This window comes from Gilliamella sp. LMG 34360 (genome assembly GCF_984568995.1).
In genome coordinates this window covers 2892725-2908826 of record NZ_OZ474900.1, presented here as the reverse complement: position 1 = coordinate 2908826, position 16102 = coordinate 2892725, and the positions used below count along the sequence as shown (strand labels likewise).

The 16102-nt window shown below is 34.6% G+C and carries 13 protein-coding genes; 10 read left to right on the top strand and 3 right to left on the bottom strand.

The window, feature by feature from the left end:
• Positions 1–154: 154 nt before the first annotated feature.
• The gene (locus tag AC5LW9_RS13070) at positions 155–1369 is read right to left on the bottom strand and encodes a pyridoxal phosphate-dependent aminotransferase (protein WP_493456030.1); all 1215 of its coding nucleotides are present in this window, start codon (positions 1367–1369) and stop codon (positions 155–157) included.
• A 145-nt stretch (positions 1370–1514) separates the two neighbouring features.
• Between AC5LW9_RS13070 and AC5LW9_RS13065 the strand changes: the two genes are divergently transcribed.
• The 7 genes from AC5LW9_RS13065 (at position 1515) to AC5LW9_RS13035 (ending at position 8492) form a co-directional block, all read left to right on the top strand.
• Positions 1515–1784 carry an ACT domain-containing protein gene (locus AC5LW9_RS13065; protein WP_493456029.1) on the top strand — a complete coding sequence of 90 codons (270 nt, stop codon included), beginning with the start codon at positions 1515–1517 and terminating at the stop codon, positions 1782–1784.
• Between the two features lie 37 nt (positions 1785–1821).
• Complete coding sequence (locus AC5LW9_RS13060) at positions 1822–3177, top strand: PFL family protein (RefSeq protein WP_493456028.1); 1356 nt, start codon at positions 1822–1824, stop codon at positions 3175–3177.
• Positions 3178–3487: 310 nt separating this feature from the next.
• A complete protein-coding gene (locus AC5LW9_RS13055; protein WP_198228689.1) occupies positions 3488–3964 on the top strand; it encodes a PTS sugar transporter subunit IIA in 477 nt (158 codons plus the stop codon).
• A 9-nt stretch (positions 3965–3973) separates the two neighbouring features.
• A complete protein-coding gene (locus AC5LW9_RS13050; RefSeq protein ID WP_039129500.1) occupies positions 3974–4252 on the top strand; it encodes a PTS sugar transporter subunit IIB in 279 nt (92 codons plus the stop codon).
• Positions 4253–4261: 9 nt separating this feature from the next.
• Positions 4262–5644 carry a PTS galactitol transporter subunit IIC gene (locus AC5LW9_RS13045; protein WP_198228688.1) on the top strand — a complete coding sequence of 461 codons (1383 nt, stop codon included), beginning with the start codon at positions 4262–4264 and terminating at the stop codon, positions 5642–5644.
• Positions 5645–5737: 93 nt separating this feature from the next.
• Positions 5738–7801, top strand: a complete 2064-nt coding sequence (locus AC5LW9_RS13040; protein ID WP_198228687.1) for a BglG family transcription antiterminator — start codon at positions 5738–5740, stop codon at positions 7799–7801.
• A 28-nt stretch (positions 7802–7829) separates the two neighbouring features.
• Positions 7830–8492, top strand: a complete 663-nt coding sequence (locus AC5LW9_RS13035; protein ID WP_411628510.1) for a class II aldolase/adducin family protein — start codon at positions 7830–7832, stop codon at positions 8490–8492.
• Between the two features lie 204 nt (positions 8493–8696).
• Here AC5LW9_RS13035 and dhaL read toward each other — a convergent pair whose 3' ends face one another.
• Together dhaL and AC5LW9_RS13025 are read right to left on the bottom strand one after the other, a co-directional pair.
• A complete protein-coding gene (gene dhaL / locus AC5LW9_RS13030) occupies positions 8697–9326 on the bottom strand; it encodes a dihydroxyacetone kinase subunit DhaL (RefSeq protein WP_086326828.1) in 630 nt (209 codons plus the stop codon).
• A 1-nt stretch (position 9327) separates the two neighbouring features.
• Entirely contained in the window at positions 9328–10332 is a 1005-nt protein-coding gene (locus tag AC5LW9_RS13025; protein ID WP_144093416.1) for a dihydroxyacetone kinase subunit DhaK, read from the bottom strand.
• A 966-nt stretch (positions 10333–11298) separates the two neighbouring features.
• Here AC5LW9_RS13025 and AC5LW9_RS13020 point away from each other — a divergent pair.
• From AC5LW9_RS13020 to adhE, 3 genes are all read left to right on the top strand, one after another.
• Positions 11299–11862: a hypothetical protein gene (locus AC5LW9_RS13020; RefSeq protein WP_198228685.1), complete on the top strand. Its 564-nt coding sequence runs from the start codon at positions 11299–11301 to the stop codon at positions 11860–11862.
• A 278-nt stretch (positions 11863–12140) separates the two neighbouring features.
• Positions 12141–12944 carry a tRNA cyclic N6-threonylcarbamoyladenosine(37) synthase TcdA gene (gene tcdA, locus AC5LW9_RS13015; protein WP_198228684.1) on the top strand — a complete coding sequence of 268 codons (804 nt, stop codon included), beginning with the start codon at positions 12141–12143 and terminating at the stop codon, positions 12942–12944.
• 313 nt (positions 12945–13257) lie between these two features.
• Complete coding sequence (gene adhE / locus AC5LW9_RS13010; RefSeq protein WP_198228683.1) at positions 13258–15954, top strand: bifunctional acetaldehyde-CoA/alcohol dehydrogenase; 2697 nt, start codon at positions 13258–13260, stop codon at positions 15952–15954.
• The last annotated feature ends 148 nt before the right edge of the window (positions 15955–16102 follow it).

Below are 16102 nucleotides of genomic sequence, written 5' to 3'. Positions count from 1 at the left end.
TAAATTTTATTTATAAAAATCTACTAACAGTATTAAGATTTAATATTGGACAAGTAGAAAACAAGAAAACACTTTAAAAGTTAGATGTGGTTTATAACTGAATTTAAAATATTTCTATCATTAACCCCAGTGAGGACTGGGGTTATTATGTATTTTATTGTTTATAGGTAGATAGGAATTTAGCGAATCTTTCAATCGCGTCTTCAAGTTCACCTGTATGGGGTAAGGCGACAATCCTAACATGATCGGGTTGATGCCAGTTAAATCCGGTTCCTTGTACCAGTAATACTTTTTGTTGTAACAAAAAGTCTAAAACTAATTTTTGGTCGTTATGAATATTAAATTTTTTCTGATCAAGTTTTGGGAATAAATATAAAGCACCTTGTGGTTTAGTGCATGATACGCCAGGGATATCATTGAGTAATCGCCATGCCAGCATACATTGATCATAGAGTCGTCCGCCGGGTACGATAAACTCATTAATACTTTGGTACCCCCCTAAAGCCGCTTGAATGGCATGTTGCAGTGGCACATTTGCACATAAACGCATTGAAGCTAGCATGTTTAAACCTTCAATATAGCCTTTAACGTGCTGTTTTGGCCCACAAAGTGCCATCCATCCTTGTCTGAATCCTGCTGCTCGATACGTTTTTGATAAACCGCTCATGGTTATGACAAAAAGATCGGGTGCTAGAGCTGCGATTGAATGATGAACAGCATCATCAAATAAAATTTTATCGTAAATTTCATCAGCAAAAATAATCAAATTATTCTGTCGAGCAATTTCGGCAATCTCAAGTAACACCTCTTTACTGTAAACTGCACCGGTTGGATTGTTAGGATTAATAATCACAATTCCTTTGGTTTTGGAAGTGATTTTACGCTTAATATCTTCTAGATCGGGTGACCAATTAGCCTCTTCATCACATAGATAGTGAACCGCATTACCTCCAGATAGACTAATTGAGGCTGTCCATAATGGATAATCAGGCATCGGAACCAAAACTTCATCTCCACTATTAAGTAGTGCTTGCATGGATTGAACGATTAATTCTGAAACACCATTTCCGATATAGATATCTTCCACATCTAACTCAGTAATTCCTCTGGATTGATAATATTGCATAACCGCTTTACGGGCAGAGTAGAGACCTTTTGAATCACAATAACCTTGCGAAGTAGGTAGATTACGAATGACATCCACTAATAATTCATCTGGAGCAGTAAAGCCAAACGGGGCGGGATTTCCAATATTGAGTTTGAGGATAGTTTGGCCTTCTTCTTCAAGACGTTTTGCATGTTCAAGAATTGGTCCACGTATATCGTAACAAACATGATCCAATTTATTGGATTTTTGGAAATTTACCATGATTCTGCCCTTTCTATTTATTGTGATAGTTTTTATTTTTTAATTAAAAAAACAATCTACTCCTATTTAGATAATTTTTGAAGATGTTATTATACTTAGCCTAAGAAATATCTTTTGATTGTGTGAAATTTGTGCGGAGAGTGTTATGAAAACTATTTTAACGGTAATTGGAAAAGATCAAACGGGGATTATTGCAGGTATCAGTCAGAAATTATATGAGTTAAATATTAATATTTTAGATGTGAGCCAAACGATTATGGGGGAATATTTCACCATGATTATGTTACTAGATTTATCTAAAATTAATATTTCATTTGATGATGTGAAGACTGCATTGACTGAGACAGGTGACAAACTAAAAGTAAAAGTGAATATTCAACGGGAAGAAATTTTTGATGCGATGCATCGTTTATAATCTAAATTTTGTACTTTATTATTAAAGGATAATACTTATGGAAACTAAACAAATCCTCGAAACGATTAAAATGATTGAGGAAGAAAAACTTGATATCCGCACAATTACCATGGGTATTTCACTTCTGGATTGTATTGATAGTGATGGCGAAAAAGCGCGTCGAAAAATCTATGAAAAAATTACGCGATTAGCGAAAGATCTTGTTAAAGTTGGGGATGAGATTACCTCAGAATTTGGCATTCCAATTATTAATAAACGTATTTCAGTTACCCCTATCTCGCTGATTGCTGGTGCGAGTGATGATAAAGATTACGTTGAGTTCGCTAAAACACTTGATGCCGCAGCTAAAGCAGTGGGTGTTAACTTTATTGGTGGTTTTTCGGCATTAGTACAAAAAGGGTGCCATAAAGGCGATGAAATTTTAATTAAATCAATTCCTCGAGCATTAGCACAAACGGAAAGAGTCTGCTCATCGGTTAATGTTGGCTCTACGCAAACGGGCATCAACATGGATGCTGTAAAACTAATGGGGCAGATCATTAAAGAAGCCGCGGCATTAACGGCAGATAATAGCAGTATGGCATGCGCCAAATTAGTGGTGTTTGCTAATGCAGTTGAAGACAATCCTTTTATGGCTGGGGCATTTCACGGTGTTGGTGAGGCCGATTGTGTTATTAATGTGGGGGTCAGCGGTCCTGGCGTTGTAAAACGAGCGCTTGAAAAAGTGAAAGGTGAATCGTTTGATGTTGTTGCTGAAACAATCAAAAAAACCGCATTCAAAATTACTCGAATGGGGCAGCTTGTTGGTAAAGAGGCATCAGAGCGTTTAGGGGTGAAATTCGGTATTGTTGATCTATCCTTAGCGCCAACTCCAGCTATTGGTGATTCTGTTGCACACATTTTAGAGGAAATGGGGTTAGAAGCCGTTGGCACTCATGGAACAACTGCAGCACTGGCAATGCTAAATGATGCCGTTAAAAAAGGTGGTGTAATGGCTTGTGGACATGTGGGCGGCTTAAGCGGTGCCTTTATTCCTGTATCAGAAGATGCGGGGATGATTGATGCAGTAAATAATGGTGCATTAAATTTGGAAAAACTTGAAGCAATGACCTGTGTTTGCTCAGTAGGGCTTGATATGATTGCCATTCCGGGCGATACCCCAGCAGAAACTATCTCGGCAATTATTGCTGATGAAGCTGCAATTGGCGTCATTAATCACAAAACTACTGCGGTGCGAATTATTCCAGCTGTTGGTTTAAAAGTAGGGGATAATATTGAATTCGGTGGGTTACTTGGACATGCGCCAGTGATGTCAGTAAATAAATTCTCCTCTTGTGATTTTATCAATCGTGGTGGACGAATTCCGGCTCCAATTCATTCATTCAAAAACTAATTAATTAGTCATAAATTGGTTATCTTTCATATTCCGTCTGTGGAAAGCAGACGGATATCAATCTATTTATCTTTTATTTTTCCTCAAAAATGTATTTATAAAACTCTGCTCAGTAAAATTGTTGTTACTGTTGTTATAACGCTCCCTATGATGAGCAATACCATGGCGACTATTTGGTATCAAATCCATTAGTTTCTTTTATTTTTATTTCCTAAAATCAATCACATCTAAACAATGCTAATTTAATTCTAGCAGTAGCAAATGGCTAATATTTTAAAAATTTGCTGATCACATAATGATGGAGGATGAAATGGGGAATGAATCTAGCGAGCAAATGTTTTTTGAAGATTTAATTCTTTTAGATAAAGACTTCCAAAATACTAATCAATTTTTTGAGTTCACATTTTCTGTTTTAAGAAAAAAAGGATATGTTAATGACTCTTTCTTAGAAGCAATTAAAAAAAGAGAATCTTCATTTCCAACCGCTCTACCTACAGAACCTTATGTAGTTGCTATGCCTCATACTGACATTGAACATGTGATTAAACCATTTATCTTTTTTACTCGAGTTAAAGGAACCATTCCATGGTGCGAAATGGCAAATAATGACCATGTTTTAAATGCTAATTTTGTTTTTTTACTCGGGTTTAACGAAAAAAATGGACATATTGATTTGTTGCAAAAATTAATGTCCTGCTTTGTGAATTCATGTTTTTTAGAGTCGCTTTTCCAGGCAAAAAACAAACATGAAGTTTTTACACTACTCACGTCGAATATTAATTTATAAGGAGGCATTATGAAAAAAGTTATTGTTGCATGTGGCAGTGGAGTTGCTACATCTCAAACAGTTGCAAGTAAGGTTACACGTTTATTAAAAGAACGAAATCTTGAAGACATAAAGGTCGAAGTTGTTGATCTCAAATCGGTTGATTCTCATATCAAAAGTAGCGTGGCATACATAGCGATAACCAAAATTGAAAAACAATATCCTATCCCAGTGATTAATGGCATTGCATTTTTAACGGGAATAAATATGGAAACTGAATTACAAAAAATTATCGATGCCTGTAAATAGGAGTGCATTATGGACTTTCTTGGAACAATTATAAATTATATTTTAAATTTAGGTGCTCCAGTTTTTGTACCTTTCATTATGCTCATTGCGGGTTTAATTGTCCGAATGAAATTTAGAGATGGTGCATCAGCCGCTATTACATTAGGTGTTGCATTTGTTGGTATGAGTATGTTGATCGGTTTTATGGTAAGCGCCATTGGCTCAGCAGCACAAACTATGATGGAACGCACAGGCATAGAACTTAGTATTGTTGATGGCGGTTGGACAACTATGGCAAACGTATCTTGGGCTTGGCCGTATGCTTTTCTTATGTTTCCTTTACAAGTGGGCGTCAATATTTTAATGCTCGTTTTAAAAAAGACAGATACATTTAACGCTGATTTATGGAATGTATGGGGAAAAATTTTTACAGCTTTTATTGTTGTCGCCGTTGCTACACCAATTTTAGGCTCTATTGTGGCATTGGCTCTTGCTTTTATTGTTGCTACATTACAAATCATATTGGAACTTAATTCTGGTGATATTAATCAACATCGTATTGAAAAATTAACCGGTATACCAGGCGTTACATGTACTCACCGAATGTTATTTTTCAGTGCAATTTATTATCCTTTTGATCTATTACTTCGCAAAATTCCTATTTTAAATAAACCCATGGATGCAGCAACATTACGTGCCAAAATTGGTATTTTTGCTGAAAATCATGTGATTGGTTTTTTATTGGGTGTGACCTTTGGAATTATTGCCGGTTATGATGTGGCAGCCATCTTAATGTTAGGTGTGCAAGCTGCTACTGCATTGATGTTATTTCCAATGATTTCTAAATTATTTATGCAGGCACTTTCGCCAATTTCTGAAGCAATCAGTGATTACATGAATAAGCGTTTTGCTGGACGTAAATTGTTTGTCGGTTTGGACTGGCCATTTATGGGAGGAGCCAGTGAGATTTGGTTTACTATAATTGTTGCTATTCCTTTTACTTTAATTTGGGCTGTTATTTTACCGGGTAATAAACTTTTACCATTTGCTGGCATTATCAACATTGCTCTTATTGTTCCTGCTTATATTTTAACTAAAGGTAATACTTTGAGAATGGTGATTTTAGCAATCATAGGTGTGCCGTTTTTCTTATTTGTTGGTACCCAATTTGCGCCTATTATCACAGATTTAGGATTATCAACTAAAGCAATTGATATTCCAGCCAATCAATTAATTTCAAATAGTTCTATTGATGCACCGGTTTTTACCTATGCGTTTTCTTTTATTTGGCAATGTTTGCAAGGTTATTTTGTACCCTTAATTTTTGCAGTCTATTGGTGTGTAGGATATTTCTTTTATGCCCGTGAACTGCGCAGGGAAACAATACAAGATTTAGCTGAAAGTAATGGATAAATGAGCATTTAAACATTCGTTGAAAATAGTGTTTAGTATCTCTGATGGTAATGATAATTACCATCAGACAACGAACAAAAAGGTAATTGTTATATGGTTGTTGATAAGAGAATTCATACTGTTCTAAATGCCTTGATTCAAAATCCAAGTGTTAGTGGCGTAGAACTTCAAGCTGAATTTGGGTTAACACGCAAACAACTTAGTTATACATTTAAGAAAATTAATGATTTCCTTGAGTCTTCTAATCTTGAATTAATTAAACGTTTTAAAACAGGAAAATTTAGTGTACCAAAACATGTCATTGAAACATTTAGGGATGAACCTGTTTCAAAGGCTATCGGACGTTATATATATTCAGAAGATGAGCGAGTCCATTTGCTTTTGTTCTTTTTATTAACTCGGACCGAAAGATTTTCATTAATACATTTATCTTCCGCGCTGACTGTTAGCCAAAATACTGTTATTAATGATATTAAAAAAGTACAACTCATGATAGTGCAATATCATCTACAAATAAGTTATGACCGTGAAAATGGTTACAGAATTATTGGTAACGAAATTGACAAGCGGTATTTATTGCTGAAATTGATTCGTAGAATTATCAGTATGCCCGTTGCGGATAAAATATTTAAAGAAAACGATATTATTACCCAAGGTGGATTAGAACAAGTAGGGCAAGTATTTAGTGAAATAGAGAAAAAATTAAAAATTATTTTTACCGATGAGCAGTTACAAGAACTGACCTACTTTATCTGTTTTATGTTACAGCGCATTGAAACCGATAAAAAAATTGAGCACTTACCTGAAAATTATGCTGAAGTTGCCAATAGTCGTGATTTTCAATTGATGAAAAAGTTGATTGAAAAATTTGGTATTACCGATCTTAATGAACAAATTTTTTTAACGATTCTAGTGCAAAGTTCAAATATCCAAACTTTATCAGACAAATATTTCCATTTAGATACTGTATTATTGGAAAGTGCGGTTGAAGTTATTAATAATTTTGAGCAGATTAGTTGTATCACTTTTAAGGATAAAAGTGAACTCATTGAACGCATCTATCAACATTGGAAACCTGCGTATTATCGAATTCGTTATCATATTACCAATATTAATAGCGTCTATGACATAGTATTACAAGAGTTTGGTCATTTACATGAAATGGTACGAAAAGCCATTGCACCGTTTGAAAAAATTTTACATTGTAATATGCCTGATGAAGAAGTCGCTTTTATAACTGTTTTATTTGGCGGTTGGTTAACTCGTGAAGGTTTGATAAATCAAATCAAAACAAAAAAAATTGCGATTGTTGTCTGTGAAAATAGTGCAACGGTTTCAACTTATCTTTATTTAACTTTGCAGGTCTTACTACCCGAATTGCATTTTTCCGATGCGATGTCTAAACGTGAGTTTGAAAAATATAATCATTATTACGATATTGTGTTTTCAACATCCTATTTATCGACGGATAAACTTTTATTTATTGTTAATCCATCCGTTAATAATTTTCATAAAAATGCTTTTCGTAATCAGGTGATCGGTACTTTACAAGGAATTGATCCAAGCATAATTCAAGTTGAAGAACTAATGTTAATTATTGAAAAGTTCAGTAATATAAAAGAGAGAAAAGCCTTACAAAAAGAGTTAACCGCATATCTGTATAACGATGAAGTAAATGACAACCCTTTACGTATTACCCAACAGGAAATTCCATCACTTGCCGATTTAATGCAACCAGAACATATCAATATTGCGCAATCAGCCGATATTTCATGGCAGGACGCACTTGAATTAGCTGCAAAACCACTTCTAAGTAATCAATCCATAGAGCGTTATTATCTTGAAAGAATGGTTAATAAAATTCAATTTGAACAACCTTATATTATGTTAGTTGATGGTTTAATCATTGCCCATGCTGGTATTGATGATGGTGTTAATAAAGTTGCGATGTCTTTACTTAAACTTCCTCAAAAAATTGATATTTGTGGTTACATGCATGCCGATTTAATCGTTGTTCTTGCTACCAATAATCCACAAAAACATCTTAAAGCTTTAGCTCAATTAAATGAATTATTGGAGCTTCATGAAGGAGCTGCAAATATACGAAAAGCAAACAATAACCACGAAATTTGGAAATTGTTTGCAAACTATCAATGAATATTTTGCCAAAAATAGGAGTCATAAAATGTTAGAGATTCAAAAGCAATATGTTGTCGATATGGCACAAAAATCCAGCGAATGGGGATTATGTAAACATAAAGCGGGTAACTCAAGTGTTAGAGATAAACAAACAGGGTATGTGCTTGTAACACCAACTACAATTGATAAAAAATTATTAACAATTCGGGATATTGTGGTCATGGATCTTGACGCTAATGTTATTGAAGCTGATTCAGGATTAAGACCTACCAGTGAATGTTTAATGCATCTTGAAATTTATAAGGCGCGTGAGGATGTTTTTGCTATTTCACATACGCACTCTATTTTTGCCACTTCATTTGCCGTACTCGCAAGGCCTATACCTGCCGTAGTTTATGAATGCGCCATCCTTAATTTGAAAGATGGTGTTATTCCAGTTGCGCCTTATGGCAGACCAGGAACAACAGAACTTTCACATAGTGTTATTGAACCAATTAAGCGTGCTGATGCGATTTTAATGGAAAAACACGGCGCTATAGCTGTTGATAAAGATCCTTATGAGGCCGTATTAAAAGCAGCCTATATTGAAGAAATGGCCGAAATTTATTATCACGCATTACTTATTAATGATGGTAAAGATCCTGGCGGTTTTCCACCCGAAGAGTTGCAGCGCTGGGCGTATCCTTCACAAATTAAATTTAAACACTAATGTTTCATGTTCTCTAATTTTATAACGTAATAACTTAACATTACGTTATAAAATGCAGATGTTTTAATTTATTTTGATAATATTAATTTAAGAATTTTTTTTGTGTTGTTTAATAGGGGGATTGATAGACTGTTTTTGGATCTCCATACGCTTGTAGAAATCCGCCGATGACCAGCGGATTTTATTCTTTATTACATTTGAATTTTATTGCATATGAATATAGTCATTCATGTATTTTAAAATAAATGCCATTGAAACTGCGCCAGGATCCATATGTCCAATAGTCCGATCACCTAAATTTTTGGCACGCCCAAATACTGCAATCATTTGTTTGGTTTTTTCTGCACCTTCCATCGCTGATTTAGCAATTATTGGCAACGCTTCATTGAGTGGAAGCGTGGTTAATTCATTGGCTGATTTTGACGCTGCTGATAATGCATCAACCATCGTTTTATCGCCAGGCTCCGCATTACCGCGTTGATATACCCCTTGCCAACCGTCGTTAAGAAATTTTGCGAAGACTTCAGAATTCAATTCCATTGTGCCAACAATACTTTTTCCGCCAGTTCTAAATAATGTTCCAAATATAGCGCCCGAAGCACCACCCATACTGGTCATTAATTTTGTGCCAATCTTAATAAAAAAATCACCTATATCAGTCGGTTGAAATTTTTCATCTTGTAGCAACTCAATAATAGATGAAAATCCTCGTTTCATCCCAATCCCATGATCACCATCACCAACAATCTGATCTAACGCTGTTAATTCGGGTTCGCTTTCGACCATTTTTTGAGCGGTAAATAACATCATTTTACGTACTTGTAATAAATTCATTTTATTTTCTCCATCCAAGCGTTTGACAAGGTAGATCATAAAGACGTTGCAATTCATCATCTAACTTCATTAGTGTGATTGAAAAACCTGACATTTCAAGTGATGTACAAAAATGTCCGACAGCAATATCGTGACTGACAATACCTCGATTATTAAGTTCAATGCCGACTTTGCGTGTTATCACTAATAGTTCTGTATTACTAAGAGCGCCTAAATTGTTAATCAGTACGCACACACGGTCACCTGTTTGGAAAGGTAAATCATCACATAGGCGATCTATCATCTCTTTGACAACTTCATCACTTGATGTCATTGCTTGTCGACGTAATCCAGCCTCACCATGAATACCTATCCCAATTTCGATCTCATTTTCATCCAATTCAAAATTAAAATTATTTGACTGAGGTAAGGCACATCCATCAAGCGCAACACCTATAGTGCGAACATTAGCGTTAGCTTTTGCAACAACTTGATAAAGATTTTCAAGATTGTATTTTTCAAATTGAGAAGCTGCGCCTGCAATTTTATATAAAAACATAATACCAGCTACACCACGGCGGTCGGACAGTTTGGATAAAGGGGCTGAGGCAATATCATCGGTTGCTCGAATAGTTTTAGTGGCGATGTTTTCTTCCGCTAATATTTCGGCTGAAATATCAAAATTCATTCCATCACCTGAATAGTTACCATATAAAAAAAGCACACCATTACCCTTTTCAGTCGCTTTGGTAAGTTCAATTATTTGGTCTGGTGATGGTGAAGTGAAAACTTCTCCTAATGCACAACCATCAATGCCTCCTTCACCGATAAAACCAGCAAAAGTTGGTTCATGACCACTACCACCACCCGAAATAACTACGACTTGATCGTTTGATATATGGTTACCATAAACAGCACAATAATCTGCAATAGCTGTTAATTTACCATTATAGGCATATACCAATCCTTGCATGACTTCTTGTCTTACGTTATTTGGATCGTTAAGTAATTTTTTGGGTTTACGCATTGATTTTTCCTCTTTATTAATCATATTTAACGACATTTATTGTAGGTAAAACTAGAAAGTCAAACGAATACATTTAATGACAAATAATATCCCTTTGATTGCTCATCATAGGGAGCAATCGCTTTCAGTTACTCATTTAGCAAAATATAAATTAGTTTGTAAAAAAGTTTCAGGTTATGGGTATGTTTCAGTAAAAATCATATTATGAATTCAATAAGATAAAGGCTATTAACCCCCTTTGGTTTGGTATTAGAAAAATTTTTGTTAAGAGATTCTGATAATGACAAAAATAATCCTTTGATTGCTCATCACAGGGAGCAATCGCTTTCAGCCACTCATTTAGCAAAATATAAATTAGTTTGTAAAAAAGTTTCAGGTTATGGGTATGTTTCAGTAAAAATCATATTATAAATTCTATAAAGTAAAGGCTATTTAAACCCTTTAGTTTGGTATTAGAAAAATTTTTGTTAAGAGATTCTGATAATGACAAAAATAACCTTTTGATTGCTCATCATAGGAAGCAATCGCTTTCAGTTACTCATTTAGCAAAATATAAATTAGTTTGTAAAAAAGTTTCAGGTTATGGGTATGTTTCAGTAAAAATCATATTATGAATTCAATAAGATAAAGGCTATTAAACCCCTTTGGTTTGGTATTAGAAAAATTTTTGTTAAGAGATTCTGATAATGACAAAAATAACCTTTTGATTGCTCATCATAGGGAGTAATCGCTTTCCGCCACTCATTTAGCAAAATATAAATTAGTTTGTAAAAAAGTTTCAGGTTATGGGTATGTTTAAGTAAAAATCATACTATGAATTCAATAAGATAAAGGCTATTTAAACCCTTTAGTTTGGTATTAGAAAAATTTTTGTTAAGAGATTCTGATATAAATTGCTAACTTACATAATAAGGTTATAATCGACTTTAACGCATGATGATTTAATGAATAAATAGAGTAGAGAGTATGAAAAAACTTGGAGCGATCTTTACTGCATGCATTTTAATAAACATGCCAATTAATCAAGTATTATCTGCACCTAAAACGGATAAAATTTCAATTCAATCATCTGATGAAGCCTCGCCACAATTTCAGTTACCAGAGCAAAGTCGATTTCTTTCTGTCGATTTTAAGAAAACCGAATCGTTTACTTCTAATCATATCCAAAATTTCACTGATAATTATGTCGCACTTTATAGTAATGACTTGAATGGCGCACGAATTTTAATTATTAATGAAGTTGTTGCCAATGAACAAGAGGCCATGCAAATATTTCTTGGACAAGCTAAAACACGAGGTAATCAAAAACCAGAAATCAAGCTTTATAATAATGTGAAATATATTGAGGGCATTGATTCCAAATTAAACAGGCGTTATATCCTGATTCAACAATTTGATAAGGCTAACAGTTTAGTAACAATAAAATCATTAGTTTATCTATTAAATGCTAACAATAGTGATTTTTGTAAAAATGTAAATCTTATTGAACCACAGCAACTGGTTGGTGAATTAATAAATTTTGCTAAATAACAATTAATGTTGGCATTAGTATTTTGACGAGAATTAACCACAATATTGGTTAAATGTTCTTATATTTATGAATGATGTCGTTTTTTAATAAAAATCATTGATAACTTTAAAAGACATTTGGTGAGTTATAACAAATACCAAAAATTATTAGAATTAAAAATTTATTTATGATTTTTGCTTATTTAAATAATAACCATTTATGGAGATTGGTTAACATATTGCGCTTGTATTTGTGCGCTGTTAGTATGCTGGTATAATTTGATAGATGAATGGTACTTATGCAAAACACATTTTCAGATTCTTATTTTCAACGTTTTAGCGGAATTGCACGGTTATATGGTGAGTCTGCATTAACTTCTTTTTCTCAGGCACATGTTTGTGTAATTGGTATTGGTGGAGTAGGTTCTTGGGTTGCTGAATCACTCGCGCGTAGTGGTATAGGGCAAATTACCTTAATTGATATGGATGATGTATGTGTAACCAATACTAATCGTCAGATTCACGCCTTAAAATCTAATATTGGCAAACCTAAAACATCCGTCATGGCCGAACGAATTTTGCAAATTAATCCCGAATGTATTGTTAATGAAATCGATGATTTTATTAATATTAATAATGTTAGCCAATATTTGGGAACTAAACAAAATCCTCGTTATAATTATATTGTCGATGCGATCGATAGCGTTCGTGATAAAGCGGCTGTTCTTGCTTATTGTAAGCGTCAAAAATTAAAAATTATTACAATAGGGGGAGCTGGTGGTCAAAAAGATCCTACGCAAATAAAAATTGCGGACTTAGCAAAAACCATTCAAGATCCTTTAGCCGCTAAATTACGTGAAAAGTTAAAAAATGATTATAAGCTAAGTAAAGACAGTAAAGGTAAATATTCCATTCCGTGTGTATTTTCTACTGAACAGCTGACTTATCCAACTAAAAACGGTCAGATTTGTTTTGCTAAAAATCAAGCAGACAGTAATAAAAAAATGGACTGTGAATCGGGATTCGGAGCGATAACAACAGTAACCGCAACGTTTGGTTTTGTTGCTGTTAGTTATGTATTGAACAAATTGTGTAACGGATGATTATCTCACTTTAAATTAAAAGAATTTCTATTTTTCTAAAATAAATACCGCCAAAAGACAATTAAGATTTGACTAAAGTAATTGTCTTTTGGGTTCCTATTGCAAATATTCTTCTTAATTTACATTTTAAAATACCTAAATATATCTATTGATTAAAAAAAATAATCTTTTTTTGCGCATATCTTATTGTATAAAGCACAAATCTGATTTACGATAATGCCAATTTCGTTTTGTATTATGTCCAGGCATTAAAAAGTTTCAAGGAAGAGGCCAAACGATCCCTATTTATTTTTTATATTTCAAGGAGAAATCTATGGCAGTAACTAATATGAATGAGTTAAATGAGTTAATGGCTCGTGTGAAGAATGCACAAGAAACTTATTCAAATTATACTCAAGAGCAAGTCGACAAAATCTTTGTAGCGGCAGCAACAGCCGCAGCAGCAGCTCGAATTCCTCTCGCACAACAAGCGGTTGCAGAGTCAGGAATGGGAATTGTTGAAGATAAAGTTATAAAAAATCTTTTTGCTGCAGAGTATATCTTAAATAAATATCGTCACGATAAAACTTGTGGCGTAGTGGCTGAAAATGAACCATATGGTACAATTACTTTAGCCGAACCTTTAGGGATTATTTGTGGCATCGTGCCAACCACTAACCCAACTTCTACGGCGATTTTTAAATCGTTAATCAGTTTAAAAACTCGTAATGCGATTGTCTTTTCACCTCACCCAAGAGCTAAAAAATCCACTATTGAAGCCGCTAGAATTGTATTAAATGCTGCAATTAAAGCGGGTGCACCAAAAGATATTATTGGTTGGATTGATGAGCCATCTATCGAATTATCTAATGCATTAATGCATCATGATGATGTCGCAGCTATTTTAGCGACAGGTGGACCAGGTATGGTAAAAGCCGCATACAGTTCTGGTAAACCAGCACTAGGTGTTGGGGCAGGTAATACACCAGTAATTATTGATGAAACTGCTGATTTAAAACGTGCTGTTGCTTCAGTACTGATGTCTAAAACTTTTGATAACGGTATGATTTGTGCGTCAGAACAAGCAATCGTTGTAGTTGACTCTGTTTATGATGAAGTGCGTAGTTTATTATCTGAATATGGTGCATATGTTTTAAATGCTAAAGAAACCAAAGCGGTACAAGGTATCATCTTAAACGATAAAGGTGCTTTAAATGCTAATATCGTTGGTCAACCAGCAGTTAAAATTGCAGAGTTAGCTGGATTTAAAGCCCCAGCAGGTTCAAAAGTACTTGTTGGTGAAGTAACTAAAGTTGATTTATCTGAACCATTTGCTCATGAAAAACTTTCTCCTACTTTAGCAATGTTTAGAGCAAAAGATTTTGCTGAAGCGGTGGAAAAAGCTGAAAAATTAGTAGAAATGGGTGGTATGGGTCATACCTCTGTACTTTATACAGATCAAGATAGCAACCGTGACCGTATTGATTATTTCGGTAGTAAAATGAAAACTTGCCGTATTTTAATCAATCAACCTGCAGCCCATGGTGGTATTGGTGATTTGTATAACTTCGATTTAGCGCCATCTTTAACATTAGGTTGTGGTTCTTGGGGTGGAAACTCGGTATCTGAAAATGTTGGACCGAAACACTTACTAAACAAAAAAACCATCGCTAAGAGAGCAGAAAACATGTTATGGCACAAATTACCAAGTTCTATCTATTTTAAACGAGGCTCACTTCCAGTTGCTTTAAATGAAGTTGTTGAACAAGGCGCAAAACGAGTCTTTTTAGTAACTGATAAATTTTTATTTAACAATGGTTACTCAAAACAAATTACTGACCAATTAGAATCACAAGGCGTTATCTGCGAAACATTTTATGATGTTGAAGCCGATCCAACCTTGAGTGTGGTTCGAAAAGGTACTGAATCAATGACATCATTCCAACCTGATACTGTTATTGCTTTAGGTGGTGGTTCTCCAATGGATGCGGCTAAAATCATGTGGGTTCTTTATGAACACCCTGAAACAAAATTCGATGAGCTAGCATTGCGCTTTATGGATATCCGTAAACGTACCTGTCATTTCCCTAATATGGGTAAAAAGGCGAAACTAATTTGCGTTACAACCACTTCTGGTACAGGTTCTGAAGTGACACCATTTGCTGTGGTTACTGATGATGCAACTGGTCAAAAATATCCTTTAGCTGATTATGCAATTACGCCAAACATGGCTATTGTTGATGCTAACTTAGTAATGAATATGCCAAAATCACTTTGTGCTGCTGGTGGTTATGATGCGGTAACTCATGCTTTAGAAGCTTATGTTTCAATTATGGCAACTGAGTTTTCTGATGGACAAGCGTTACAAGCGTTAAGCATGCTTAAAGCTTATTTACCGGCAAGCTATAAAGAAGGCGCTAAAAACCCACAAGCACGTGAAAAAGTGCATAGTGCTGCAACATTAGCAGGTGTCGCTTTTGCACAAGCATTTCTAGGTGTTTGTCACTCAATGGCGCATAAGATTGGTGCTGCATTCCATATTCCTCATGGGGTGGCAAATGCAATGCTAATTAGTAATGTAGTGCGTTTTAATGCAACTAATAAACCGACTAAACAAGGTACCTTTAGCCAATATGGTTATCCTCAAGCTGTTAGCCGTTATGCAGAGGTAGCCGATCATTTAGGTTTAACTGCTGCAGCTGACAAAGATGAGAAGAAAGTTGAGAAATTAATTGGTTGGTTAGATCAATTAAGAAAAGAACTTGATATTCCATTCTCAATTAAAGAGTTTGGCGTGGATGAGAAAGCTTTCTTGGCACAAGTGGACCAACTTGCTGTTGATGCCTTTGATGACCAATGTACTGGCGCTAACCCGCGTTATCCGCTCATTGCTGAATTAAAACAAATCCTACTTGATACATACTATGGTCGTGCATATCAAGATAAAGGGGATATTAGCGAAGATGTTGCTGTACATACAGCAGCCAAAGGCGTAGCAGCTACTAAGAAAAAAGCACCAAAAAAGAAATAATCTAACACATTATTTTTGATTCAAAAAAAGCCTGAAATAGCCTATATTTCAGGCTTTTTTATGTTTTTTGACTTTTTTTTAAGCAAACAAAATAAAATTTGTTTTTTTTGCTTGCAAGGTTAAATGTTCTAGTACATAATGCGCAGCA